General features: G+C 56.6%; 23 protein-coding genes, 1 rRNA gene and 1 other RNA gene. 4 read left to right on the forward strand and 21 right to left on the reverse strand.

Going from position 1 to position 25,131, the window contains the following annotated elements:
- The first annotated feature begins 20 nt into the window (after positions 1-20).
- On the forward strand, positions 21-479 hold the full coding sequence (locus J2Z49_RS10655) for a phosphatase PAP2 family protein (RefSeq protein WP_307402927.1): 459 nt from the start codon (positions 21-23) through the stop codon (positions 477-479).
- 340 nt (positions 480-819) lie between these two features.
- Here J2Z49_RS10655 and J2Z49_RS10660 read toward each other — a convergent pair whose 3' ends face one another.
- From J2Z49_RS10660 to J2Z49_RS10690, 7 genes are all read right to left on the reverse strand, one after another.
- Complete coding sequence (locus J2Z49_RS10660) at positions 820-1,095, reverse strand: transcriptional regulator (protein WP_307402928.1); 276 nt, start codon at positions 1,093-1,095, stop codon at positions 820-822.
- Positions 1,096-1,277: 182 nt separating this feature from the next.
- A complete protein-coding gene (trxA, locus tag J2Z49_RS10665) occupies positions 1,278-1,607 on the reverse strand; it encodes a thioredoxin (protein ID WP_407650085.1) in 330 nt (109 codons plus the stop codon).
- Positions 1,608-1,713: 106 nt separating this feature from the next.
- On the reverse strand, positions 1,714-2,430 hold the full coding sequence (locus J2Z49_RS10670) for a tRNA threonylcarbamoyladenosine dehydratase (RefSeq protein ID WP_307402931.1): 717 nt from the start codon (positions 2,428-2,430) through the stop codon (positions 1,714-1,716).
- A gap of 70 nt (positions 2,431-2,500) precedes the next feature.
- Positions 2,501-2,685, reverse strand: a non-coding RNA gene (gene ssrS / locus J2Z49_RS10675) — 6S RNA.
- Between the two features lie 63 nt (positions 2,686-2,748).
- Complete coding sequence (gene aspS / locus J2Z49_RS10680) at positions 2,749-4,551, reverse strand: aspartate--tRNA ligase (protein WP_307402934.1); 1,803 nt, start codon at positions 4,549-4,551, stop codon at positions 2,749-2,751.
- 16 nt (positions 4,552-4,567) lie between these two features.
- Complete coding sequence (hisS, locus tag J2Z49_RS10685) at positions 4,568-5,851, reverse strand: histidine--tRNA ligase (protein ID WP_307402936.1); 1,284 nt, start codon at positions 5,849-5,851, stop codon at positions 4,568-4,570.
- Between the two features lie 258 nt (positions 5,852-6,109).
- Positions 6,110-6,868 (reverse strand): AAA family ATPase, encoded by a 759-nt coding sequence (locus J2Z49_RS10690; protein ID WP_307402937.1) that lies wholly within the window; start codon positions 6,866-6,868, stop codon positions 6,110-6,112.
- Positions 6,869-6,993: 125 nt separating this feature from the next.
- On the opposite strand from J2Z49_RS10690, the gene J2Z49_RS10695 reads away from it, so the two are divergent.
- Positions 6,994-7,269 carry a DUF896 domain-containing protein gene (locus tag J2Z49_RS10695; RefSeq protein WP_307402939.1) on the forward strand — a complete coding sequence of 92 codons (276 nt, stop codon included), beginning with the start codon at positions 6,994-6,996 and terminating at the stop codon, positions 7,267-7,269.
- A 37-nt stretch (positions 7,270-7,306) separates the two neighbouring features.
- Here J2Z49_RS10695 and acsA read toward each other — a convergent pair whose 3' ends face one another.
- The 8 genes from acsA to J2Z49_RS10735 form a co-directional block, all read right to left on the reverse strand.
- On the reverse strand, positions 7,307-8,998 hold the full coding sequence (acsA, locus tag J2Z49_RS10700) for an acetate--CoA ligase (protein WP_307402941.1): 1,692 nt from the start codon (positions 8,996-8,998) through the stop codon (positions 7,307-7,309).
- 159 nt (positions 8,999-9,157) lie between these two features.
- Positions 9,158-9,787, reverse strand: coding sequence for an MBL fold metallo-hydrolase (locus J2Z49_RS10705; protein WP_307402942.1), 630 nt, complete (start codon positions 9,785-9,787; stop codon positions 9,158-9,160).
- Positions 9,788-9,826: 39 nt separating this feature from the next.
- Positions 9,827-10,276 carry a D-aminoacyl-tRNA deacylase gene (gene dtd / locus J2Z49_RS10710; RefSeq protein ID WP_307402944.1) on the reverse strand — a complete coding sequence of 150 codons (450 nt, stop codon included), beginning with the start codon at positions 10,274-10,276 and terminating at the stop codon, positions 9,827-9,829.
- A 23-nt stretch (positions 10,277-10,299) separates the two neighbouring features.
- Positions 10,300-12,468 (reverse strand): RelA/SpoT family protein, encoded by a 2,169-nt coding sequence (locus J2Z49_RS10715; protein ID WP_307402945.1) that lies wholly within the window; start codon positions 12,466-12,468, stop codon positions 10,300-10,302.
- Positions 12,469-12,506: 38 nt separating this feature from the next.
- Positions 12,507-13,025: an adenine phosphoribosyltransferase gene (locus tag J2Z49_RS10720; protein WP_307402947.1), complete on the reverse strand. Its 519-nt coding sequence runs from the start codon at positions 13,023-13,025 to the stop codon at positions 12,507-12,509.
- Position 13,026: 1 nt separating this feature from the next.
- Positions 13,027-15,894: a single-stranded-DNA-specific exonuclease RecJ gene (gene recJ / locus J2Z49_RS10725; protein ID WP_307402949.1), complete on the reverse strand. Its 2,868-nt coding sequence runs from the start codon at positions 15,892-15,894 to the stop codon at positions 13,027-13,029.
- Positions 15,895-16,010: 116 nt separating this feature from the next.
- Positions 16,011-17,720 carry an FAD-dependent oxidoreductase gene (locus tag J2Z49_RS10730; protein ID WP_307402951.1) on the reverse strand — a complete coding sequence of 570 codons (1,710 nt, stop codon included), beginning with the start codon at positions 17,718-17,720 and terminating at the stop codon, positions 16,011-16,013.
- A 134-nt stretch (positions 17,721-17,854) separates the two neighbouring features.
- On the reverse strand, positions 17,855-18,133 hold the full coding sequence (locus J2Z49_RS10735) for an acylphosphatase (protein WP_307402953.1): 279 nt from the start codon (positions 18,131-18,133) through the stop codon (positions 17,855-17,857).
- Positions 18,134-18,549: 416 nt separating this feature from the next.
- Here J2Z49_RS10735 and J2Z49_RS10740 point away from each other — a divergent pair, with 416 nt between their 5' ends.
- On the forward strand, positions 18,550-18,903 hold the full coding sequence (locus tag J2Z49_RS10740) for a hypothetical protein (RefSeq protein WP_307402955.1): 354 nt from the start codon (positions 18,550-18,552) through the stop codon (positions 18,901-18,903).
- Here J2Z49_RS10740 and J2Z49_RS10745 read toward each other — a convergent pair.
- Positions 18,881-19,075 (reverse strand): DUF6485 family protein, encoded by a 195-nt coding sequence (locus J2Z49_RS10745; RefSeq protein WP_307402957.1) that lies wholly within the window; start codon positions 19,073-19,075, stop codon positions 18,881-18,883. The genes J2Z49_RS10740 and J2Z49_RS10745 overlap by 23 nt on opposite strands.
- 163 nt (positions 19,076-19,238) lie before the next feature.
- The gene (locus J2Z49_RS10750) at positions 19,239-20,774 is read right to left on the reverse strand and encodes a YifB family Mg chelatase-like AAA ATPase (protein WP_307402958.1); all 1,536 of its coding nucleotides are present in this window, start codon (positions 20,772-20,774) and stop codon (positions 19,239-19,241) included.
- Between the two features lie 233 nt (positions 20,775-21,007).
- Between J2Z49_RS10750 and J2Z49_RS10755 the strand changes: the two genes are divergently transcribed.
- On the forward strand, positions 21,008-21,622 hold the full coding sequence (locus J2Z49_RS10755) for a hypothetical protein (RefSeq protein ID WP_307402961.1): 615 nt from the start codon (positions 21,008-21,010) through the stop codon (positions 21,620-21,622).
- 10 nt (positions 21,623-21,632) lie between these two features.
- On the opposite strand, the gene J2Z49_RS10760 is transcribed toward J2Z49_RS10755, so the two are convergent.
- The 4 genes from J2Z49_RS10760 to rrf all read right to left on the reverse strand — a co-directional run.
- A complete protein-coding gene (locus tag J2Z49_RS10760; protein ID WP_307402962.1) occupies positions 21,633-22,403 on the reverse strand; it encodes an acyl-CoA dehydratase activase in 771 nt (256 codons plus the stop codon).
- A 27-nt stretch (positions 22,404-22,430) separates the two neighbouring features.
- On the reverse strand, positions 22,431-23,702 hold the full coding sequence (locus J2Z49_RS10765; RefSeq protein ID WP_307402965.1) for a double-cubane-cluster-containing anaerobic reductase: 1,272 nt from the start codon (positions 23,700-23,702) through the stop codon (positions 22,431-22,433).
- 112 nt (positions 23,703-23,814) lie between these two features.
- Positions 23,815-24,765 carry a glycosyl hydrolase family 18 protein gene (locus J2Z49_RS10770; protein ID WP_307402966.1) on the reverse strand — a complete coding sequence of 317 codons (951 nt, stop codon included), beginning with the start codon at positions 24,763-24,765 and terminating at the stop codon, positions 23,815-23,817.
- 274 nt (positions 24,766-25,039) lie between these two features.
- Positions 25,040-25,131, reverse strand: a 5S ribosomal RNA gene (gene rrf, locus J2Z49_RS10775); the annotation flags it as partial.

Below are 25,131 nucleotides of genomic sequence, written 5' to 3' on the forward strand. Positions count from 1 at the left end.
CTGCCGGCTCAATATTCCTGATGGCCCTGGGGATAATCATCACCCTTCTTATCCTGCGGCGGCCACTGTGGGAGCCGTTATTCCTTACTGCTGCCACAACCGGAAGCTGGTTTATGGAGGAGCTTTTAAAATGGGGCTTCCACCGTCCCCGGCCAGCCGTGGACCAATTGGTGCACGCATCAGGCTACAGTTTCCCCAGTGGCCATTCTACGGTAGGCATGGCCTTTTTCGGAGCCGTTGCCTTTTTACTCTGGACCCACGTGCACCAGGCCCGCCTGCGCCTCTTAACAACGGGTATATTCGCCCTACTCATCCTCTGCATCGGCATCAGCCGGATCTACCTGGGCGTGCATTACCCCAGCGATGTGCTGGCTGGTTTTGCAGTCGGTGGAACCTGGTTAACGCTGTGTACAATGGCTCTGGGGATTGCTGCCGGCAATATAAAAAGGCCGCCGGATCGAGAAGGAGGAGGCGGCTAGCCCCCGTCCCCTAACACACCACCGGACACGCGGGTCCGCATCCAGCGGTTTTACCAGGCTTGACGAAGACCTTGATAGCGTCCGGTTAAGATCACTAAGCCCTGGGATTACCAGCAGGCGATGCCCAGGGCTTTGTTCCTGGGCCCATGGGCCATGCGCCACGGCCCCTTTGCTGATGCTGGCAAAGTTCTTGAAAACGCCGGGCGTACCGGCCAGGGCTCCCATCCATCCGCTTAAACAGGCGTTTAAGCGCTCTACGCGTTCGGCCATGCTTACGGGCGCACGCAAACAAAACGCCGGCATCCAAGCCGGCGCCAACCAGTCAGTTGAACGGCCATGTTTAGCTGGCCTTCTTGATCAGAGTTAAAAAGTCTCCGCCCAGTTTGGTCACACTGCAGATTTTACTCTTGCCTTCGGTGGAGACATCAACCAGGCCCAGGGCATAGAGCTGCATGACCACGTGGTCTAAAACGGCCCTTTTTACTTTCGCCGTCAGGGAAAGTTCCTCCTTGTTCATGCTGCCCTGTTCCATCAGGGCAAGAAGGACCCTTTCCGCTTCAGTAGGCAGGCGTTCACTCACTTTCTGAAAGTACTCCACCAGACTGATTCCCGTCACAGATTTCACCTCCCTTTGAAATCGCCGACCTTTCTAATAGTATGGTCATTTCTTTAACGAGATAATACGGGTTTATAGAAAAAAATCTTTAAGAAAAATAAAAACCTGTGAACGAGAAAAATATTAAGGCACGTTCGTTGCAGAACGTGCCTTAATTCTTTCCAGCGCGGAATTACGAGATTTTATAAGTGCTTGTCAAGCAGGGCCTTGATCTCCTTTTTAGTTTTGAAACCAATGGAACGCTCTATTTCCTGTCCATTCTTAAAGACGATCAGAGTAGGGATGCTGATAACTTTATAGTCTGCCGGTGTTTTCTGGTTTTCATCTACGTTCAGCTTGGCCACCTGCACCTTGCCTGCATATTCCGCAGCTATTTCCTCCACCACCGGGGCAATCATCTTACACGGGCCGCACCACTCAGCCCAGAAGTCCACCAGTACGGGAACCTGGGCCGCTGCCACAAACTCTCTGAAAGTAGCGTCTGTTAAGGTATGAATATTCTCGCTGGCCACACCTTTCTCCCCTTTCCCAGATAAACTGTAATTCCCCTCACTCTCCCACAGGGACAACTGACTACCTTCTAAATTATAATACCCGCCAAAAGTCCCTGTCAATTCGTTACACAGTATAACCATTACAGGCCAACAGACCGCGTACGACCAGCCCGGCCAGGATAAACCCGGCTACCGGCGGCACAAAGGAAATGCTCCCCGGCACCGCAGGGCTTTTGCCCCCGGACCCGCACCGCCTGGGAGGCTCCGTAGAAAAAACCACGGTTACCCCGGAAGTAATGCCCAACTGGCGCAAGCGGCGCCGGACTACCCGGGCCAGGGGACAAACGGCGGTCTGGGAAATATCCGCCACCTTAAAGGCAGCAGGGTCAAGCTTATTGCCCGTCCCCATACTGGAAACCACCGGAATGTTCGCGAGAACACAACTGGCAATGAGATCAACCTTGGCGGGAACATCGTCAATGGCATCGACCACATAATCGGGTGCAGGGTTGAAAAACTGCTCTGCCAGTCCGGGCAAATAACGTTCCACTCTCGCTTCGACCTGGATGTACGGGTTAATGAGCTTCGCCCGTTCCGCCATTAACAGGACCTTGGGTTCTCCCACGGTAGAAGTCAGGGCGTGAAGCTGGCGGTTTATGTTGCTGGGGCAAACCCGGTCAAAGTCCACCAGCACCAGATTCCCCACCCCGGCCCGGGCCAGGGCCTCGGCAGCGTGGGAACCCACCCCGCCCAGGCCGAAAACGGCCACCCGGCTCCCGGCGAGTATTTGCAGACCTCTTTCCCCGATTAGCAGCCCCGTGCGTGAAAAACGCCCTTTCACCGCACACCTCCGGAACACGAGAAAAGGTTTCCGGCATCAGGGCCGGAAACCTTCTTGCAGGTAACGTTACAAAAACCCCACTAATGCCGTGAACCCTCAAGTTTCTTGAACCCGGTCTCACAAGGTGGGTGCCCTCCTGGCTGCTTTTTGTGTCCTCTCTCGTGTGAGGCATACAAGCCACAGCCAGAGGCCGGGCTCCCTTTGTATAGGTGTTGGCTCAAAACTTCAAGGAGTCCACGTACATAGCAGGGTAATTTGCCTTTGCAGCTATTATGTTAACACAAACCGCGGCCTTTGGCAAGTGCCTTGTGGCTTTCGTTACTTTACTTTTACTTCCGGCGGCAGGTGAACCCGGATGTGCAGCTCCTTCAACTGCTCCGGGGAAACCTCCCCGGGCGCATGAGTCATCAGGTCGGTGGCGCTTTGGGTTTTGGGGAAGGCAATCACGTCCCGGATAGTTTTCTTTCCGGCCATAAGCATAACCAGCCGGTCAAAACCAAAGGCAATGCCACCGTGGGGAGGCGTACCGTATTCAAAGGCTTCCAGCATAAACCCGAATTTTTCCCGGGCCTCTTCGGGGCTCAGCCCGATCGCGGCAAACATTTGCTCCTGCACGTCCCGGCGGTGAATGCGGATGCTGCCCCCACCCACCTCCATACCATTTAGAACCAGATCATAGGCCCGGGCACGCACCCGCCCCGGCTCCGTCTTTAAGAGAGGAATATCCTCTTCCCGGGGGGAAGTGAAGGGGTGATGAACGGCGACGAAACGTTTTTCCTCCTCGTCATATTCCAGGAGGGGAAAATCCACCACCCAGAGGAAGTTAAAGGTATCCCCGGGGATCAGGTCCAGGCGCCGGGCCAGTTGCAGGCGTAACGCCCCCAGGGAAGCGGCCACCACCGCCGGCTGATCCGCCACGAAAAGCAGCAGGTCCCCCGGCTCGGCTTCCAAACGTTTTAAGATGGCCTCGATTTCCTCACCGGTAAAAAACTTGGCGACAGGCGACTTTACCCCCTCTGGGGTAACGAAAAAGTAGGCCAGGCCCCGGGCACGGTAATTGGCCACAAAGGCGGTTAAATCGTCAATGTCCTTGCGGCTGAAGAAATGGGCGCAACCTTTGGCGTTAATCCCCTTCACCTGCCCGCCGGCCGCTACCGCCGAAGCAAAAACCTTGAAGCCGCACCCGGCCACGATGTCTGTCACGTCCCTCAATTCCATCCCGAAGCGTGTGTCGGGCTTGTCGGTGCCAAAACGATCCATGGCTTCCTGATAGGACAGGCGGGGAAATGGCCGGGGCACCTCCACCCCGATGGTTTCCCGGAACAGGTAAGCCATCATTTCCTCCATCAGTTCCAGGACATCGTCCACATCCACAAAGGACATCTCAATGTCGATCTGGGTAAACTCGGGCTGGCGGTCGGCCCGCAAATCCTCGTCCCGGAAACAGCGGGTGATCTGGAAATACCGCTCCATGCCGGCCACCATCAGGATCTGCTTGAAAAGCTGGGGGGACTGGGGAAGGGCATAAAAGCGTCCCGGGTTTAAACGGCTGGGTACCAGGAAATCTCGAGCACCCTCGGGAGTGCTCCGGGTAAGCACGGGAGTTTCAATCTCCAGAAAACCATGCCTATCCAGAAAATCCCGCACCACCTTGGCCGCCCGGTGCCTTAAAATGAGAGCCCGCTGCATTTCCGGACGCCTCAGATCCAGGTAACGGTAACGCAGGCGCACGTTTTCATCCACATCCACCCCGTCCTCAATGTAAAAGGGCGGGGTTTTAGCCTGGTTTAAAATGCGCATGTCCCGGGCCACTACCTCAATTTCACCGGTGGCCAGGTTTGGGTTTTCCGTGCCGGCAGGGCGGGCCTCCACCTGCCCGACCACGGCCAGGACGTACTCATTGCGCACGGCCTCGGCTTTTGCAAAAGCCCGGCCGGCCCGGTCCGGGCTGAAGACCACCTGCACCAGGCCGGAACGGTCCCGCAGGTCAATAAAGATCAGGCCCCCGTGATCCCGGCGGCGCTGCACCCAGCCCATCAACACCACTGTCTGGCCGGCGTGCTCACGACGCAGCAGGCCACAGTGATGGGTGCGTTTCAAACCTTGCATCGTCTCGATCATGCCACCATACTCCCCTTTAGCTATACTGTAACTTGACTTCAGAACAACGTTGTTTGATCTCTTCCACCAGGCGGTCCAGGGGCACCTCTTCCTGGTTGCCCGTAGCCATATCCCGCAGGGCGACCACTCCGCGCTTCAGCTCCTCGCTCCCCAGGATGGCCACCAGACCGACCTCCATTTTGCCGGCATATTTCATCTGGGCTTTTAAGCTCCGCCCCAGGTAATCCCTGTCGGCAGCCAGCCCTTCCCGCCGCAGTTTCTGAACCAGCACCAGAGCCCGGTCCTGAGCCGCCGCGTCGGCCGTAGCCAGGAAAACGTCGAGTTTCGGGAGCCGGGGAAAGGCGACGCCCTGCTGCTCCATGGTGAGAAGGATGCGCTCCAGGCCCAGGGCAAAGCCAATCCCGGGGATGTCGGAGCCGCCGCAGTCTTTCACAAGACCGTTATAGCGTCCCCCGCCGCCAATGGAGTTCTGGGCCCCAATGCCCCGGGCGATAATCTCAAAAGCCGTATGGGTATAATAGTCCAGCCCACGCACCAGGCTGCGGTCCACCGTGTAGGCAACCCCCAGATTGTCCAGGTGCTTTAATACTGCCTGAAAATGATCGCCGCACCCCGGGCAGAGATAGTCCAGGGAAGTGGGAGCTCCCCGGCCTGCCTCACGGCAGCTTTCCTCCTTGCAGTCAAGGATGCGCAGGGGATTGCGCTCCAGCCGGTCCCGGCAATTGGGACACAGCCTGTCCAGCCGGGCCCGGAAAAAATCCTGCAGTTTTTCCCGCAGCACCGGCCGGCAGCGGGGGCAACCTACACTGTTGATATGCAGTTCCAGTTCCCTTAAACCCAACCGGGAATAAAGGTCCATGGCCATGGCCACCACCTCGGCATCCAGCGCCGGGTCGTGGGAGCCCAAAACCTCCACCCCGAACTGGTGGAACTGTCGGTAACGCCCGGCCTGGGGGCGGTCATAGCGAAACATGGGACCGATGTAGTAGAGCTTTACCGGCTGGGGGCCGGCATAAAGTTTGTTTTCCAGGTAGGCCCGCACAACCGCGGCGGTGCCTTCGGGCCTTAAAGTGATGCTGCGTCCCCCCCGGTCCCGGAAGGTGTACATTTCCTTCTGAACAATATCGGTAGTCTCACCCACACCCCGCTCAAAAAGCTCCGTATGCTCAAAAATGGGCGTGCGGATCTCCGAATACCCGTACTCCCGGCAAAGTTGGCGGATCACCTGCTCCAAATACTGCCACTTTTCAACCTCACCGGGTAATATATCGCTGGTCCCCCGGGGTCGGGTGGTCAACATGGCTTCCCCTCCCAATCTTCTATGTTTTGCTTAAAACCAAAAACAGAATAAACTCCCGCCCAGCCGGGACGGGAGCATTTCCCGTAACTTCCTGCCCTTCATTGTATGCAAAAGGAAAAGTTTTGTCAACCGCGCCGGAAAGGCCTTTTATGCAAAACGACCCTGGTGCGGCCGGTCCTGCCCCTGGAAGATGGACCAGGACGACCCACCTTGCCCTTTTTAGCCTGCTACCCGGTTTCTGAAAACACCGTGGGAATACTACTCCAGACGCTCAATTAAGTCGTTCATCGCATGAGTATAGTGATCCACAACTTCATGGGATAAAATCTTAGTACCACCGCGCTGCTGGCGTAGTTCCGGATGTTCGGGCAACACGCCCGCCAGGGGCAGCCTTAAATCGGCAGCCGCTTCCCCGGGAGATTCGTCCACCACGGAAGGCATGCGGTTATACACAAGCTGAAAATGATCTGTCTTCACGCCGGCTTCCCGCAGGCGCTCCAGAACTTCAGCCACATGCTGAATATGATAGTGATAGCCGTCTTCCACCAGAAGAATTACATCCACCATGGACAAAATACGCAAAATGTACTCCCGGACGCCCGAACGGGTATCAAAAATAACCACTTCATAGGGCAGGCTTCTCAGGTGGGTGACCACTACTTCCACCATTCCCGCCGCCTGTCCAGGAAAATCCACGGGGCTGGTGGCCAGAACGTCCAGCCCGGTATAGTGGCGCTGGATATAAGAAGTTATCTCCTCCGGAGAAAAACGCAGTTCAAAATAGGGAAGGCCGCTGTTTATTCGCCTGTCAATTTCCTGGAGCCACTGGCCCAGGTTTGGCTCGGGTGACAGTCCCAGAGCCCGGGTCACCTGACCGTCCCCCAGAACCATATCCACCAGCAGGGTTCTCTTCCCCCGCAGGTGAAAAGCCCCGGCCAGCTCCCGGGCCACCACGGTTTTGCCACTTCCTTCTCTAGCGCCGTATACGGCAATCATTTTTTGCGCCAACGACCGCACCCCCGAAAAAATCACTTGAAAGCTATTCTTCTCCTCCTATAATTAAAAATCCTGCCCGAAATAGTAATTTTTAAGGATTATTAAACAGAAATGCATGGTATAATTGAGGATAAGGAGTGAAGGCCATGATTACCAGGGAACTGGTGGACAGGATTAATTTTCTGGCCCGCAAGCAACGCACCGAGGGGCTGAACGAAGCGGAAAAGGAAGAGCAAAGGCAGTTGCGGGAACGCTATCTGGCCGGTATCCGGGCACAGGTGATTCAATCCCTGGAGGCCGCAGGTTTTAAACCCCGCACAGCCAGCCACCGCCCTTTAACGGGAGAGGTCCGCTGGATCTCCCGAAAAGGCGGCCGGCGCTGCAGCTGTGGCGCCGGCCACCCGAAACATCACGACCATTAGCCCTTTCACGGCCCGAAAGGGTTGGTTTGCTTCTGCCTTACCCGTCATTCAAACCTAAAACCCACTCCCGCAGCACCCGGCGGTCCACCCGCCCGTCCCTGGTCAGGGGGATGGATTCCTTAACTTCAAACTCCCGGGGGGCGGCGTGGGCTGCCAGGCCCGTCTTGACAAACTCACGCAGTTCCGCAGCCAGCTCAGTGGACCAGGTATAACCGGGATTGAGGACAATAAAGGCCTTGACTATTTCCCCCCGCAATTTGTCGGGCTTTCCGGCTACCCCGGCCCGGGCCACTGCCGGGTGTTCCTCCAGTTTGCTTTCCACCTCCGCGGGGCCTACCCGCTCACCGGAGGTATTAATTACACCGTCCAGGCGCCCCTGGAAATAGAAGTAGCCATCTTCATCTCTGTATGCGGCGTCACCGGAAATAAACCAGGGTTTGCGACGGAAATATTCCCCGTAACGCGCCTGGTCGTTCCACACCGCCCGGAACTGGGCCGGCCATCCGGCACGAATGGCCAGGTTGCCGATCTTGCCCGGGGGTAATTCCCGGCCTTCATCATCCACTACGGCCGCTTCGACTCCCGGGAAGGGAAGGCCAATGGAACCCAGCTTGATGGGCATGCAGCGGTAATTGCAAATCATGTTCATGCCCGTTTCGCTCATCCACCAGGTATCGTAGATGGGCTGCCCCAGTTTTTCCAGGCTCCACTCCATGACTTCTTCGGTGAGGGGTTCACCAACACTCAGGATGTGACGCAGGCGGCTTAAATCGTACCGGGACAAAAGCTCATCGCCGCCGGACATGATCATGCGGAAAGCCGTGGGGGCGCTGTACCACACCGATACCCGGTATTTGGCCAGGGTAGCGCACCAGTCTTCGGCATTAAACCGGCCCCCCCGCACCACCACCGGAATCCCCAGCAGCCAGGGAGCCAGAAAACCGTAGGCAATGCCGGTGACCCAGCCCGGGTCGGCGGTGCACCAGTAAACGTCGCCGGCCCGCAGGTCGTGCACCCAGCGGGCGGTGATCAACAGGCCGACCATGATGTTGTGCACGTGTACCAGTCCCCGGGCCTTGCCGTCGGCGCCGGAAGCATACAGGATAAATAAAGGATGCTCCCGGCCCACCCACTCCATGGGGGGCGTTTCCGTGACCAGGGACATCTCCTTGTGCCAGTCCACCGTACCGGCCGGGACGTTTTCCCCCACCACAAAAACGTGCTTTAAAGCCGGCAATTGTGCCAGGGGCAGGCGGGGATAAAGTTCGGGTGTAGTTACCACGGCCACCGCCTCGCAGTCCCCCAGGCGGTCCTTCAGGGCTTCAGCCATAAATGCCTCAAAGAGGGGCACAACCACCACGCCCAGCCGGGCGGCCCCCAAAAAGCTGATATAGAGCTCCGGACTGCGGGGCATAAAAATACCCAGCCGGTCACCCTTTTGCAGGCCGTATTTTTTTAACACCGCGGCAAACCGGGCCGCCTCCCTCTGCAAGCGGCTGAAAGTATACTCTTCCCGTCTTTCTCCCGATTCGAAATAAAGGGCAACCTGGTGCTCCAACCCCTTTTCTTCTACCTGCCGGTCCACGGCCTCATAAACAATATTCACCCGTTTTGTAGTAAACCAGCTAAACTCCGGCTCCACACTGGCAAAGTCAAACTCTTCCCGCGCCCGCACGTAATCTTTCAAATTGTGTTCACCCGGCCGGGCGGGAATGATTTTCCCTTTCATGAAAAGCCTCCTCTCCCATCATTTTTTGGACATTAGCGCATTTACCCTTGTATATTTCGCCCTGCTGTCTGAATTTTCCTGCATGATGCAATATTTAATCAAAGGGTTCTATATTAAAGCAATCAAAAAGATAAAGGCCGGAACATTTCCGGCCATTGGTTACCACCGCCCGTTCAGGAAGGGATTGTACCTGGCTTCTTCACCAATAGTGGAAGCCGGCCCGTGGCCGGGGAGCACTTTGGTTTCCGGCGGGTAGCACAGGAGTTTTTCTTTAATCGATTTGATCAACTGCTGGTGGCTGCCCCCCGGAAAGTCGGAGCGGCCCACTGAACCGGCAAAAAGGGTGTCCCCGGTAATGAGACTGTCTACCACCTCCAGGCATATGCCGCCGGGAGTGTGGCCAGGGGTATGTATAACCCGCAGGGTTTGCCTCCCCACGGTAATCATATCTCCGTCCTCCAGAAAACGATCTGCCGGGGGGTAACTGATGGATAAACCCATGTAGAGGGAAAGGTTGCTGCCAGCGCTGGTAAGCATGTGGGCATCATCCCGGTGGATGAGCACCTCGGCCCCCGTAGTCTCTTTAACCTGTCCCAGGGCACCGATGTGATCTACGTGGCCGTGGGTTAAAATGATATAGCGGCATTTCAAGCCCAATTGTTCCAGGCGGCGTAAAATGCGACCCCCCTCGGCCCCGGGATCCACCACGGCAGCTTCTTTGGTTTCCGGGCAACCGATGATGTAACAGTTGGCTTCCATAGATCCTACGGGAAATCCCTCTAAAATCAACAAGCATACCTCCTTGTTTTCTTGACTTACGTCGCTCCACTAGAATTCCTTCTTACTGTCCAGGAGCATGGTCACAGGGCCGTCGTTGATGATCTCCACCTGCATGTAAGCACCAAAAACGCCGGTGGCCACTGCCAGGCCCTCTTCCCGCAGCAGGCGGACAAAAAGCTCGTAGAGCTCCTGGGCCTGTTCCGGCCTGGCGGCCCGGTCGAAACCGGGCCGCCTGCCCTGCCGGCAGTCACCGTAAAGGGTGAACTGGGAGACAATGAGCATTTCACCCCCGGTATCCAGCACCGAGCGGTTCATTTTCCCCTGTTCGTCCTCAAAAATGCGTAAACGGGCCACTTTTTGCGCCAGGTAACGAGCATCACCGGCGTCATCTTCCCGCCCGACCCCCAGCAGCACCACGAGCCCGGGACCGATAACCGCCACCCGTTTCCCATCAACCGTGACCGAACCCCTGGTTACCCGCTGCACTACTGCCCGCATGATCAATCCCTCTTTTAGCGCTTTTAGCTGGTGCGCCTGACTTCGTATATATCCTTTACCCGGTTAATGCGATTGACAATTAAATCAAGCTGCTCCTTGCTTTTCATTTCCAGCAGCAATTCAATTATGGCCTGCTGGTTTTTCAGCCCCCGGGCATTTACCCAGTTGGCACTGATCTTCAATTCGCTCAAGATAGCCATGACATCGCTCAAAAGCCAGGCCCGGTCCATACCGGACACTTCCAGTTTAACCAGGAAAGGAGACTGGAAATCCCCATCCCAGGCTACTTCCACCAAACGATCCTTTTCGCCCTGCTGAAACAAAACCACATTGCGGCAGTCTACCCGGTGAATGGACACTCCCCTCCCCCGGGTAATGTAGCCGATAATGGGGTCTCCGGGTATGGGGTTGCAGCAGTGGGCCAGCCGGATGAGGAGGTTGCCGGTCCCTTTAACCCGGATCCCCTGGGCGGATGTGGAGTCCTGGTGGGATTTCACCCTTACAGGCTGGGTTGTTCCGGGCGGAACCTTTGGTTTTTTGATTTCTTCCTTTGGCTTCTTGATTTCTTCCCTGAGGCGGTTTATTACCGCCTGGGCGGTGAGGGTACCGTCGCCCACGGCCGCATACACATCTTCGACGGTGACCAGGTTGAACCGCCGCCCGAACTGTACAACCTTCTCCCCTTTGAGTAATTCCACATCCACACCCTGCTTGCGGGCCTCCCGCTCCAGCGCCTCCCGCCCTTTGAGGATGTTCTCCTCCCGCTGTTCCCTTTTAAACCACTGGCGGATGCGGTTCTTGGCCTGGGAGGTCTTGACCACGTTGAGCCAGTCCCGGCTGGGTCCCACGGCGTTTTTGGAAGTGAGAATCTCGACAATGTCGCCGTTTTTCAACTGGTAGTCAAGGGGTACAATGCGCCCGTTGACCCTGGCCCCCACGCAACGGTGCCCCACCTCCGTGTGCACCCGGTAGGCAAAATCAATGGGCACCGATCCCGCCGGAAGTTCCACCACATCTCCCTTCGGCGTAAAGACAAACACCGAGTCGGAGAACAGGTCGATCTTTAAGCTTTCCATGAATTCCCTGGCATCCCGCAACTCCCGCTGCCATTCCAGAATCTGCCGCAACCAGGCCAGCTTTTGATCCAGGTCCCGGTCCGTTTTGCCGCCTTCCTTGTACCGCCAGTGAGCGGCAATACCGTACTCGGCCGTACGGTGCATTTCCCAGGTGCGGATCTGGATTTCCAGGGGTTCTCCCTGCGGGCCGACAACGGTGGTATGGAGGGACTGGTACATATTTGATTTCGGCATGGCAATGTAGTCCTTAAAACGCCCGGGGATGGGCTTCCAGAGGGTATGCACTGTACCCAGGACGGCATAGCAGTCCCGTATTGATTCTACAACCACCCGTACAGCCATCACATCGTAAATTTCACTAAGATCCTTTTGTTGTTTTTCCATTTTGGTATAAATGCTGTACAGATGCTTGGGCCGCCCCTGGATGTCGGCAAAAATACCTACTTCGGCCAGCTTCCGCCGTAAAATCTGAATGGCTCCCCTGATATATTCTTCCCGCTTCCGCCTGGTGCGGGACACCCGCTCGGCCAGCTCGTAATACTTTTCCGGCTCCAGGTAACGGAAGGACAGATCTTCCAGTTCCCATTTCAAATGATATATACCCAGGCGGTGGGCCAGGGGAGCGTAGATCTCCAGGGTTTCCCTGGCTATTTCCTTTTGCTTGATTTCAGTGTGGTATTTCAAGGTGCGCAGGTTGTGCAGACGGTCCGCCAGTTTAATCAGGATTACCCTGATGTCCTGGGCCATGGCCAAAAACATTTTGCGCAAATTTTCCGCCTGATGCTCCTCCTTGGACCGGTACTCAAGGCGGCTTAACTTGGTCACTCCGTCTACGAGCAGGGCCACCTCGTCACCAAAGGCGGTCTTGATTTCCTCCAGGGTGACGCTGGTATCTTCCACCACGTCATGGAGCAGGCCGGCAACCAGGGTCTGCAGGTCCATCTCCAGGTTCGCCAGAATATGAGCTACCGCCACGGGGTGGGTGATGAAGGGTTCTCCCGAGATGCGCTTCTGGTCCCGGTGGGCCTGTTCCGCAAAACGGTAGGCCTTGCTCAAAAGGGCCACGTCTGCCTGTGGATGATATAAAATTACCCTGTGTACCAGATCCTGGAGCATGTAAGTCACTTCCCTGAAGTTAAGCAAAAACTGTTCCTTTAATAATTATACTGCACCAGGGAGATTGTGTCATAATTTCTTAGTTTAACCCGGCCCCCAAGCCCGGTTAGTTCAATCAAAAAGACTGCCCCCACCACTTCTGCTCCCAGTTCCTCCACCAGCCGGATGGCATTGTAGGCCGTACCGCCGGTGGCCAGAAGTTCATCGGCCACCAGCACCTTCTGCCCCGGCCGGATGGCGTCCCGGTGCACTTCCAGGGCATCGCCGCCAAACTCCAGGTCGTAGTGCCAGGTAAAAACTTCTCCGGGCAGTTGGCCCGGCTTGCGCAAAACCACCAGCCCAACTCCCAGGATGTAGGCCAGTGGTGCGCCGATCATTAAGCCGCGGGCCTTGGGACAGACCACCAGTTCTGACCCTTTATTTTTGCACTCGGCGGCCAGGGATTGGACGGCATAGCGGAAGGCCTGACCGTCCCGCAACAAAGGAGTAATGTCTTTGTAGCTGATTCCTTCCCGGGGATAGTCCGGAATCACGCGAATTTTCTGTTTCACGTCCATCTTACCGCCTCCTTTCTGTTAAAGAACCGGTAACAATTTCCCGGACGGGGGCTTCCAGGGCGTGTTTTTGCCAGGCCAGGGCCTCTTTTTTGAGCTGGTGCAGCCGGCGGTAAGTGGGGGATGCGTCCAGGGACAGCTTTTGCCCGCACGCAGGACGCAAAGAAACCGGCCACCCGCTTCCCGGGGGCGACCACTCCACCAAACCCAGCTCAAAAAAGACCTTCAAACCCAGTCCCACCGTGAAATCCTGCACCCAGGGGCAGCCGCCGCGACGCAACAAGCCGGCCATTTGGCGGGAAAAGCTATCCCCATCCGTTTTTACCGGTCCGGCCTCCCGGGCAATCAGGCGAACACCGTTCCCCCTGGTAAGCCGGTGTAAAAGAGCATACAACCTGGCCAGGGGATCCCTGTCCGGCGCCAGGGCCGCCAGGTAAAAACGGGCCTCCTGCATGTCTTCCGCACCAAAGGGCAGCCAGAGGGACCCGGCTTCCCCCGCCAGGGCCGCCGCCAGCAGCAGGTCCCACTCCTCCCGGTGGTAGGGCAGGTTATAAACCACCAGGTGGTCGGTCCCGGCACCGGCCAGGGCAGGAGCCAGAGCCGGTGTGGTCAGCAATACGTTTATCTCCCCACGGGCAAAAAGCTGGCGTAACGCCTCCTGCTGCTGCCGGTTCAGCCAGGGGTGGCAAAAGGCCACCTGCCTACCTGGGCCGGAACAAGCCCGCCGCAGGTAAAGGGCCAGCTCCACCGTGCGGTGGGCCGAACCGACTACCACTAAAAGACGCTGCCTCGCGTCGGCCAGCCCGGCGAGCCACGATGGCCGGGCCGATTGCCCACGTAGATCCACTATCCGAAAGGGGAGTTCTGCGGTTTGCTGCAGTATATCCGTTACCCCTTCTGCAGAGCAGGCAACCCGTGGAGCAGTGGCGCGGTGATCCAGGCTGCAAGGAATTTTCAGTACCGCCGCAAGAGAGACCGCCGCAAGAGAGCCAGACACTTTTTGCTCATGTTCTGCCAGTTTACGCTGGATAAATTCAGGTAAAAAGAAATAAGGGCTCCGGACTGGAGATTTTTCAGCTTCCGTATGCAGGGCAACCAGAAAATCATCCATCCCACGGTCCGGGGATATGCCAGGTTCCTGCCGTGTTGATACTTCTTCCCATTCTCCGGCCCGTCGCAGATCCCTGATTTCCAGTTGCACCCGTACATTGCCGTTCCACTGGTCGAGAGAAGGCACAAACGCCAGATCCACGGTTTCCCCCGGAGCAAGATTCTCCAGATAACCGACGAGATCAAAACCAATGCTGTCCCGTACCGTTCCATTCTCCCGCACCAGCAGTTTCAGGTGGCGGCCGTCCCGCCCCACTTCCCGGCAATTAATTACCGCCACACCGCAGCAGGCCAGCAACGGCTCTGGGTTGCCGTGGCCGTAAGGGCTCAGGTTGTCCAGCTCGGCCACCACTTCACAGGGAATGTCTTCCAGGGAAACCAGGGCGTCTATGTCCAGCCCGGGGCGCAGCAAGTCCGGGGACATAACGCCGGCGGCATAATTATTAATCGCTTCCCGCAAGGCGTCCACCCGGTCGGCAGCTATTGTGAAACCCGCCGCACCCTCATGCCCCCCAAAGGCCAGCAAATGCTCCCGGCAGGAAGATAAAGCCTGGTACAGGTGAAAACCGGGAATACTGCGGCCGGAACCCTTCCCCTGGCCGCCATCCAGGGATACCAGCAGCACGGGCCGGTATAAAATTTCCACCAGCTTGGAGGCTACAATGCCAATCACCCCCGGATGCCAGCCGGGTGAAGCCAGTACCACCACCAGATCCCGGGTGCGCCCCAGGGCATCCAGCATACCCAGGGCCTCCGCCAGAACCCGGGACTCCACCTGCTGGCGCTCCCGGTTCTCCCGGTCCAGTTGTGCCGCCAGTTCCCCGGCCCGTACCGGGTCCCGGCAAAGCAGGAGTTCCACGGCCATCCGGGAGTCACCCATGCGGCCGGCAGCATTCAACCGGGGAGCCAGGGCGAAGCCCACCTCCCTGGTGCCTATTTTTTCCGCCTTCACGCCGCTTACCTGCATCAGGGCCTGCAGTCCGGGATTGGCGGTAGCCGCCAGTTTGGGTAAACCGTGCTTTACCAGCAGGCGGTTTTCCCCCGTAAGGGGAACAATGTCGGCTACCGTCCCCACGCAGGCCAGGTCAAGGTAATCATGCCAGGCAGTTTCTCCCTCGCCGGCGGCCTGCAAAAGCGCCTGGGCCAGTTTCAGGGCCACCCCTACCCCGGCCAGTTCCTTGAAGGGATAGAAGGAGTCCCTCCTTTGCGGGTTAATTACCGCCAGTGCGGGAGGGATTTCCTCCGGCACCTGGTGGTGATCGGTGATGATGATCTCCGGCCCGCCGGCCCTCTTTGCTGCTTCCACCTCCTTTTTTGCGCTGATACCGCAGTCCACGGTGACGAGGAGATCCACCCCGGCCTGCCGCGCCCAATGCAACGCCCCTTCATGCAAGCCGTAGCCCTGGGTCAGGCGGTGGGGTATGTAGTAATCCACCCGGGCACCCAGCCGTTCCAAAACCTTCACCATAAGGGCGGTGGCGGTAACACCGTCGGCATCATAATCTCCGTAAACCAGGATATTCTTCCGGTTCTTTATGGCCGCGAGAATTATTTCTACCGCCCGGTGCATGTCCGGCAGCAGGTATGGATCTCCCGCCTGATTTAAATTGCCCTTAAGAAAAAGCCGGGCATCTTCAACCGTCAACACTCCCCGGTTGACCAGTAGACGGGCAAGCAGCGGCGAGATTCCCAATTTCCGGGAAAGGATTTGCTGCAAAACCGGATTCTCTTCTTTAACACGCCAGACCTTTTCTTTTACCATTTTTTGCATGCTTCCTACCTCAAGTAGATTATAAATGAACTCCCACAAGCCTGGCAATGGAAAAAGATTAAGGCGCCCGGATGAGAAAACCACCGGGCGCCCGTAGTTATTAAGCCTTATGACTGGCGCGGGCTGGTATCCAGCTCAAAGGGCCAGGCGGCAATGCCTCCTTCAAAGAAGCTCACGTTTGTAAAGCCCAGGCTTTCCAGAATGGTCTGCGCCTCCCAGCCCCGCAGGCTCACCTTGCAGAAAACAATGATTTCCCGGTCTTTGGGCAGTTCCTTAGCCCGCTCCCGCAGCTTGCCCAGGGGTATGAATACCACATTGGGATAGGGCAGGCGTACTTCATTAAACTCCGCCGGGGTACGCACATCCAGAAGCACAAAATCCTCCCCCGCCTCCAGGCGTTTCTTCACCTCCAGGGGATTGATGGATCTGGCCCGCCCGTCAAGCTTGTTGCGCAGGCAATTGGCAGCATGGGTAAGGGGATCCAGGGCGGTGGAGAAGGGCGGCGCATAGGCCAGGTCAAAGGTGGCCAGTTGATCCACCGTGGCTCCCATGCTCAGGGCTGCCACCATTACATCAAGACGTTTATTAACATCCCCTGGCCCCAGGATCTGGGCACCCAGAAGCTTGCGGGTGGAAGCATCGGCCACCAGCTTGATGATAATGGGCTTGCTTCCCGGGTAAAAATGGGCCCGGTCGGGCGCAGGACAGATAAAGGACTCTACATGGTAACCCAGGCGGCGGGCTTCGCTTTCGGAAAGGCCCGTACGGCCGATATTCATTTCAAAAACTTTGAGAATGGCCGTTCCCAGCACACCGGGGAAAGTGTCCCGGCCTCCGGCAACGTTATCGCCAATTACCCGGCCGTGACGGTTGGCCACGGAACCCATGGGGGTGTATACCGGCCGGCCGGAAATGAGGTGGATGTTTTCCACGCAATCCCCGCCGGCATAGATATCCGGGTCCGAAGTCTGCAGATACTCATTTACTTTAATGGCTCCCGTTTCCCCGAGCTCAAGCCCCGCTTCCCGGGCCAGTTCTACCCGCGGCCTTACCCCCGCCGCCACAACCACCAGATCCGCGTCAAAGGAACCGGCGGTGGTGACGACCCGAACCACTGCACCATTCCCATCACCTTCAATGCGTTCCACCCTGCTGCCCAGGATTAATTGCACACCTTTGCCGCGCAGAACCCTTTCCACAAGGATGGAAAGCTCCGGGTCTAAAAGGGTTGATAAAACGTGGTCCATCATCTCCACGATAGTGATTTCGGCTTTTGTTCCCAGGACATCAGCCAGTTCCAGGCCAATCAAGCCGCCGCCAATAATGACCACCCGGCGGGCACCCTGCTCAACCGCCTGGCGGACGGCCCGGGCTTCCTCCAGGTTTCCCAGCGTGTACACTCCAGCCAGATCCATACCTGGAATGGGTGGCCGGACCGGTTTGCTGCCGGTAGCCAGAACCAGCTTGTCGTAGGGGAGGTCGCAAGTTTCACGGGTGGCTAAATTGGTCACCCGGACGGTCTTATTTTCCCGGTCGATGGCTTCGGCCCTGGTGCCCGTGAGTACGTTAATGTCCTTGACGTTGCGGAAAAAGGCTGCATCCCGGACAACTCCCACCGGCGTGGCCATAAGCTCCTCATGCTTTTCCACCATGCCTCCAATGTAAAAGGGCATGCCGCAACCGGCATAGGAAAGAAAACTTCCCTCTTCAACAATAGTTATTTCCGCCCCGGGATCGCAGCGCCTGGCCCGGGCAGCCGCTTTCGGCCCCGCCGCCACGCCTCCGATAATTAATATTCTTTTCCTTTTTTCATCCATGGTTGATCCCCCTTTTTACAATTGAGTTGCTATATTGTTATTTCGCGATAATACGATGGATTCCTTTTTTACTGAAAAGAAAAAATGCTTGAAATAAAAAATAAACCCCCGCGGTAAAAAGGAGCTCTAAAAAGCTAGACCGTAGAAGCAATGGTAAATTCATTGAATTCTCCCCGGTATGGTTCATCAATCACTTCCACTTTTTCCACCCGGGAAGAAGGCGACCCTTCCCAGCACCAGCGGAGCATTTGCTCTACCGCCCCATCTTCACCTTCGAAGACGGCCTCCACCCGGCCGTCTTTGAGGTTACGCACCCAGCCGGTTACGCCAAATTTGACGGCCGCATCCCGGGTATAAACACGAAAGTACACGCCCTGCACTTTGCCGCTGATATAAACGCGCTTGCGTACCAAAAAATCACACCCCCCTTATGGCTCACACAAGATCCTTTACTGTTTCCACGACCTTCCTGGTGTAATGCTTCAACTGTGTATGGGTACACATCATACATGGCCTACATAGTATACAGCAAAAGCGCGACACAAAGGCTGAGGTATCCCCACTTTTTTCGTCAAGCGTGATTTAGCTCCCGCTCGCTCCATGAGCCTCGCGGACCAAACTAGCGCTCAATTTTCGGACTCCGGCGGGGTTCCCGGCTCATTCGGCTTCCGTGCCTCAGGAGCCGGCCTCCGCCATCCAGGGCCTTGGCCCCGGCCTCAGTCCTCAATTTCGCTAAGTTTGATCTTCCGATTGGCTCAAGTCGCTTGCTTTCGAGCTAAATCACGCTCTTAAAACTTGAGGATAACTCAGACACAAAGGAGGAAACCCAATGCCTGAAATCCCCCATGAATTCTTTACCGTAGAAACTTTAAGCACATTTGGCGGGCTTGTTCTTTTTGTTTCCATAGTTACCGCCCTGCTGAAAACTCCCATAAAGGAGCGGTGGGGGGACTGGGCGGTTCGCCCTCTGGCCATCGCGGTCGCTTTTTTCACCCAACTGTTTGTGCTGGCCGTCCGTGGAACCTTAAGCCTGGAAACGGTGGGGTTGGCTCTGGTAAACGCTTTTTTAGTGGCGGTAGCCGCCAGCGGTACTCATGAATACCTCTCGGACCCCCTGGCCAGAAAAAAACGGCCCGAGGAAACGGGTTTATTGGAAGTTTTTAACCGCGGTAAGACTGAATAAACCGGGCGATGGAACGGTCGTACGTCCTTTCAACATCCGGGGGGAAGAAACAACCGGGCAACTGGTTTTGTTTACGGTGATAGGCGATACACTCACAACACTTTCCTTTCCGGGAACAGGGCTCATAAGTGCAGGTACATTGACTTTTGTTTTTTTCCATATGGCATTCCATTCGCAATACCTCCCCTCAAAGAATAAGTTATAACTTCAGCATTATCTTATCCCATGGGATCTTAATTTGGCAATCCGCCAGGCCGTATTCCAGGATCAACTTCTGGGCAAGCGAAGCCAATTTCTGTATGGAACTGGTAATCTGTTGAATTGTTGCCAGTTCCCTATCCTGGCCAGTATCTCGCCTCCAGGCTGCGGTATTGCACCGCTTCGGCCAGGTGGGCGGCTTCAATGACATCGCTCCCGTCAAGGTCGGCAATAGTACGGGCCACCTTTAGCACCCTGTCATGGGAACGGGCGCTCAGGTTCAACTGGCGGAAAACGGATGAAAACAATGAGCGGGCTTCCCGGGTGAGGGAACAATAACGGCGAACCTGGGCCGGGGTCATCCGGGCGTTGCAGGTAATCCCGGAAGAATCAAAGCGCCGGCGCTGTATGGCCCGGGCCTTTTCCACCCGCTTTTTGATCTCTGACGACGGTTCGCCTGGCTCCCGGCGAGCCAGGTCTTCGTAATCCACCCGGGGAACCTCCAGGTGGATATCAATGCGGTCCAGCAGGGGGCCCGAAATGCGCCCCAGGTAACGCTGCACCTGATAGGGGGTACAGGTGCATTCACGAACAGGATCACCAAGGTAACCACACGGGCACGGATTGGCAGCGGCCACAAGCATTAAACTGGCGGGATAGGTCACCGCACCGCTTACCCTGGAGATGGTTACCACACCATCTTCCAGGGGCTGGCGCAAAGCCTCCAGCACGTCCCGGTGGAATTCCGGCAACTCGTCGAGAAAAAGGACGCCGTGATGGGCAAGGCTGATTTCCCCGGGACGGGGATGGCGCCCGCCTCCGACCAGGCCCACCGCCGAAGCACTGTGATGGGGCGAGCGAAAAGGCCTTTGGTTCACCAGGGGCTCCCCGGGCTTTAGCAACCCGGCCAGACTGTATATTTTGGTAATTTCCAGGGCCTCGTCAAAGGTAAGATCGGGTAAAATGCCCGGTAACCTCCTGGCGAGCATGGTTTTACCCGAGCCGGGGGTTCCCACCATCAGCAGGTTGTGTCCCCCGGCGGCCGCCACCTCCAGGGCCCGGCGTGCCGTGGTCTGGCCGCGCACATCGGCCATGTCCGGCCCGTTTTCGCCAGCCCCGTTCATCAACACCGCCTGGTCCACCTTATAGGGTAAAATCTCCTCTTCCCCAAGCAGAAAACGGGTTAGCTGTCCCAGGCTCTGTACCGGGTAAACCTGCACATCCTTCACCAGAGCAGCTTCGGCGGCATTATCCAGGGGCACTACCACCGCCTGCAGACCCTGTTCCCGGGCGGCCAGAACATTGGGCAGCACGCCGGTCACTCCCCGCACCTGCCCGTTCAGGGATAGCTCACCAAGAAACACATAGCGGTCTACGGCGGACTGATCCAGTTGCCCTGTAGCGGCGAGAATGCCCACGGCAATGGGCAGGTCATAAAGGGGACCTTCCTTGCGCAGGTCGGCCGGGGCCAGGTTCACCGTTATGCGCCGCGCCGGGAACTCAAATCCGGAATTTTTCATGGCGGCCCGCACCCGGTCCCGGGATTCCCGGCAGGCCAGATCAGGCAACCCCACCAGGTCAAAGCAAGGGAGCCCGTTACTTACGTCAACCTCTACCTGCACCACCTGCCCGATCAGTCCGTAAAGAGCCGTGCTTTTCACAATGGCCAGCATGAGCAAGTCCTCCGTGGATATCAGGAAACAAAAAGTACCTGTTGTCATTTTTCGCCAGCCAGCAGCAAGTTCCTCCTGTAAAAGGGAAAGTTTTTATAAAGCGGCGGGAAATCTGGGATTTACCTTGGTGGTTGCCCTTCCACCGCAGGGGATAGTTTGTAGCGGCTGGCAAAAAGCACGGCGATATGCTATATTCAAAGGGGACAAGTTCCGGTAACGAGGAGGTCGCGGTTATGTCTGAAGTGCTCGGCAGGATTGAAAAGCCTTCCATTGATAATTTTCAGGCGGGCAGAAAAATTTATCTGGTGCCTTTAATTTATACCCCCAGGGAGATGCCGGAAGATCTCTCCGAAAAGGTCAATGCTTACTGGCAGCAGGTAGAACAGCATTTAAACGGCCTGGAACAGAAAATGGGGCCAATCAAGAAAATTTATCATGAATCCCTTACCGTAAGCGGGGAAACTGGATTAAGCATTATTGAGAATTTTCACGAGAAAAGCTACCGGATCATCAAGGAAAAATACGACCGGGGAGCCAGCCTGGAAGCCACCGAGGACATGGAACTATTTACCGAAAGTATGGATTGGGGCAATTGCCTTTCAGTAGTTATGAGCCAGAAAACTTTTGATATCATCAGCAAGTTCTACCGGGAGGCCAGCGAAAAAAGATTTGCCCATATCTCCAGCCGCATTGATGAAACCCTGGGGGACGGGGAGGCAGGATTGCTTTTTATCCGGGAAGATCACGGGGTCCAGTTCCCCGCGGACATCCACGTGTTTTACGTGGCACCCCCGGCCCTGGATGACATCCACCGCTGGTTCCGGGAAAAAATGAACACACGTAAATAAGCCACGGGCGCTATCCCGTGGCTTTATTTACCTTTATCCCGTACAGGGCCGCACCCAGGGCACCCACCAACTGGGGACGTGTGGGCACGAGCAAATCTGGCAGGCCCATGCGCCGGGCAAAATAAACGGGCAAACCGGGGATGGCCGCCACCCCGCCGGTGAAAACCACCGGGGGTTCAATGCCTAAGCGTAAAAGCAGGTTTTGGGCGCGATCACAAATGGAGTTGAGCACGGCCCGGGCCACGGCCCCCACGGGCTGGCCCGCGGCCAGCAGCGATACCACCTCTGATTCGGCAAAAACGGTGCACATGCTGTTTAAGGTAACTCCCCCATCACTTGCAGAAGCAGCGGCTACCATTTCCTCAAGAGGCAACCCCAACCCCTGGGCCATGATCTCCAGAAATTTACCCGTTCCGGCGGCACAGCGGTCGTTCATGATAAAGTCCACCACCCGGCCCTGTTCGTCCAACCGGATCACCTTGCTGTCCTGGCCGCCGATATCAAGCACGGTGCGGCAGGAGGGAAAGAGGTGACTGGCACCCAGGGCGTGGGCCTTGATCTCGGTAATCAAATCGGTGGCAAAATCCGCCCGGGCGCCGTGGCGCCCGTAACCCGTGGCCACTACACGCCGGAATGACGACAGGTTCCCGGCCATCTCCCGGGCACGCTCCAGGGGGCTGGGCCCGCTGTCCGCTACCTGGCCGGCCAGCAGCTCTCCCTTATCATTTAAAATGGCAATGGCAATGGTGCGGGACCCAATGTCAATTCCCAGGACGGTCATTAAGTTCTTTCATCCTTTCCAGGCCGCCTAGCGCAACATTTCAAGGAAAGCTTCCACCCGGGTGCGCAGCTGGCCGGTATCTTCCTCGCTATAGTCCGTTTCCACTTTTATCACTGGAATACCCCGCGCTTTTAAGGCCTTCTCCACGGCATAATATTCGACCGCATATCCGTGGCAGAACTGCAAATTGTAATAGATGACACCGTCAACCTGGTAAGCTTCAACCAGGCGGAAAATATCTTCAAGGCGCCCCGGGTTGGGAGTAAAGCAGGAACAGTTTATTTTCAGGTATCGCTCGGCCAGGGCCTGCAACTGCTCTTCCAGGGTCCGTCCGGTTTCATCCACTTGATGCTCGAAAAAGCGGGTACCGGTGCAGGTTTCCTCGCAAACCACCGCGGCGCCGGCTGTTTCGATAATGTGGTGCAGCTTCCAGTTGGGAATAGCCATCGGGGTGCCGGTTACAAGAATACGCGGGGCCCCGGATGGAAATACCCCCTGCCCGGAGGCAATGCGTGCCTCGGCTTCCGCGGCCAGGGCTTCCGTTTTATCAATGAAGCGACGGGGATCGTCGTAAAAACTGACCTGGGTAACCAGCAGGGCATCCTTCCCGCTTATGGGCACCGGATCGGCCTTGCGGGTATGGTAAAGGCGTTCCAGTGCTTGACGCAGCCGGTTCTGGAGGCGGATTTCTTCCGCCAGCCTCTCGGGGGTCACCCGGCAGCCGGTTAACTCTTCTATTCTGGCCAGGAACAACTCGATCTCCCCGCGCCAGGCAGCCAGGTCCCGGGGCCGTTTCATCTGGGGCAGGTCCATTACGTAAACGGGAGCATATTCACCCAGGACTTCCCAGGCTTTCTTTTTGCCGTCGCAGGTGGTTTCGCCAATTAAGAGATCGCAGGACTGGAAATAGGGACAGGTACCGCTAAGGCGGGCACCTACCGACGCTTTAATCAGCGGGCAAAGGTTGCGGGGCAAAACCCTTTCCCCGTCGGGAACCCAGAACTGGGAGCCGCCGCACAGGCCGACGGCAACGGCTCCGGCGGCACGAATAATCTCCACGGGTACGAACACGCAAAAGGCCCCGCAAACTTTGCCTCCCCGCCGGCGGTGCTCCACCAGCTCGGCGATCCTCAGGCTGTGGATTTCGGCCACCACCAGGTCGAAGTACTCCATAGCCTGCGGGCGGTCCGGCTGCTGCAGGTAAACCTCTTCATAAATTAGAGGCAGGGCACTGGTCAACCGGTCATGCTTTTCCAGGTCCATTCCCAAATCAGACCATAACTTGCGATAGTCAGTCATAAAAAAAGACCTCCTGGTGTTTTGAGGTCTTACATTTCTTTACCTGGTTACACATTTCCTTTATCAAATCGATTTAATTATTTTATAGACAAACCCTGTGTGATAACAAAATTTAAAGCGTGCCAACCAGAGACCAGGTACGGGGGTCCTCAAGGCCCAGGCGCCACACGCCAATTCCCCGTAAGTTTTCCCGCCGCACCAGGGCCAGTTTGGCGGCAAAGCTGCGGGCATCTTCAAACCACACGACGTGGGTTTCGCCGTCCACCTGGTAGGTATAGGTCCATTCCTGGGCTTCTTCGTCATAACGGGGGGTAACCCCTTGCTCCCTGGCCCGCTCTATGGCCTGACCGTAGGAAAGTGTTTCCGGTATGTTCACCCCTTCGGTCCAATCATATCCGTAGACTGGAATGCCCAGCCGGATTTTTATGCGCGGGATTACCGAAAGGGCATAAGTTAAAACCCGCTGCACAAAACCGATGGAGGCAACCGGCCCCGGCACGGCAAAGTGTTCATCATAAGCCAGCAGGTACACCTGGTCGCTCACCGCACCCAGTTCCGGGTAGCTAAAAGCCCCGGAAAATGGATGGCGGGGATTGTCTTCCAGCTGGGCCGGTACGGAAATGGTGGTTAAAAACCCTTCCGGCTTCAGGACCTGGTAAAGTTCGGTCATAAATCTGGTTAGATATGGCCGGTCCTCGGGGGGCACAAATTCAAAATCAATATTCACCCCGGCAAACCCGGTGCGCCGGAGCATGTTTAAAATGCTGTTGACCAGTGCCCGGCGCAGGGCATCATCGGTCAACAGGGCGTGAATAAGGGTGCGGTATTCCGGGCTGGCATAGTTATGCACGATAGCCAGAACAGGCAGATTTAAGCAGCGAATGAGGTCCAGGGAGCGGGGGTCGGATTGATCGGCAAGGCCGCCTTCCCAGGTCACGCCGTACCAGAAGGGGATCAGGTAAGTAATCAGCCTGCCGTGCTCCTGCAGGCTCTGGAAACCCAAAGGATCGGTTACATAATACCAGTTGTTCTCGAAAGGCTGTTTATAACGAAACGGGTACACCAAAAACCCTCCGTCACTAAACATTTCCTAAACCATGCTATGGGAAATTAATCCAATATGTGACGGGGGTTGATGAAAACCTTTCGCCTCCTCTTAGTTTGGCTACTTCTCGCTCAAGTCATTCTTACTGCTGCGCAGACGATAAACCTTTTCTCTTTTCAAATTTGATGGGCAGATTATATGGCTAAGGGTAACGTAGCCTGTTATACAAAAGGCAAGTCAATCAGGCAAACTAAAAACCCCCGGGTTATAGACCGGGGGTATGAAAAATATTTTCCGGCAGCGACCTACTCTCCCGGGGGTAGACCCCCAAGTACCATCGGCCCTGGAGGGCTTAACTTCCGTGTTCGGGATGGGAACGGGTGT

It is taken from the genome of Desulfofundulus luciae (assembly GCF_030813795.1).
GTDB classification, from domain to species: Bacteria; Bacillota; Desulfotomaculia; order Desulfotomaculales; family Desulfovirgulaceae; genus Desulfofundulus; species Desulfofundulus luciae.

Coding starts and splice junctions, on each gene's coding strand:
- J2Z49_RS10655 (WP_307402927.1), top strand. CDS start 21: ATGGCCCTGGGGATAATCATCACCCTTCTTATCCTGCGGCGGCCACTG.
- aspS (WP_307402934.1), bottom strand. CDS start 4,551: ATGATCGAGACGATGCAAGGTTTGAAACGCACCCATCACTGTGGCCTG.
- hisS (WP_307402936.1), bottom strand. CDS start 5,851: ATGTTGACCACCCGACCCCGGGGGACCAGCGATATATTACCCGGTGAG.
- J2Z49_RS10695 (WP_307402939.1), top strand. CDS start 6,994: ATGATTACCAGGGAACTGGTGGACAGGATTAATTTTCTGGCCCGCAAG.
- acsA (WP_307402941.1), bottom strand. CDS start 8,998: ATGAAAGGGAAAATCATTCCCGCCCGGCCGGGTGAACACAATTTGAAA.
- dtd (WP_307402944.1), bottom strand. CDS start 10,276: ATGCGGGCAGTAGTGCAGCGGGTAACCAGGGGTTCGGTCACGGTTGAT.
- J2Z49_RS10715 (WP_307402945.1), bottom strand. CDS start 12,468: ATGCTCCAGGATCTGGTACACAGGGTAATTTTATATCATCCACAGGCA.
- J2Z49_RS10720 (WP_307402947.1), bottom strand. CDS start 13,025: ATGGACGTGAAACAGAAAATTCGCGTGATTCCGGACTATCCCCGGGAA.
- recJ (WP_307402949.1), bottom strand. CDS start 15,894: ATGGTAAAAGAAAAGGTCTGGCGTGTTAAAGAAGAGAATCCGGTTTTG.
- J2Z49_RS10730 (WP_307402951.1), bottom strand. CDS start 17,720: ATGGATGAAAAAAGGAAAAGAATATTAATTATCGGAGGCGTGGCGGCG.
- J2Z49_RS10740 (WP_307402955.1), top strand. CDS start 18,550: ATGCCTGAAATCCCCCATGAATTCTTTACCGTAGAAACTTTAAGCACA.
- J2Z49_RS10745 (WP_307402957.1), bottom strand. CDS start 19,075: ATGGAATGCCATATGGAAAAAAACAAAAGTCAATGTACCTGCACTTAT.
- J2Z49_RS10750 (WP_307402958.1), bottom strand. CDS start 20,774: ATGCTGGCCATTGTGAAAAGCACGGCTCTTTACGGACTGATCGGGCAG.
- J2Z49_RS10755 (WP_307402961.1), top strand. CDS start 21,008: ATGTCTGAAGTGCTCGGCAGGATTGAAAAGCCTTCCATTGATAATTTT.
- J2Z49_RS10760 (WP_307402962.1), bottom strand. CDS start 22,403: ATGACCGTCCTGGGAATTGACATTGGGTCCCGCACCATTGCCATTGCC.
- J2Z49_RS10765 (WP_307402965.1), bottom strand. CDS start 23,702: ATGACTGACTATCGCAAGTTATGGTCTGATTTGGGAATGGACCTGGAA.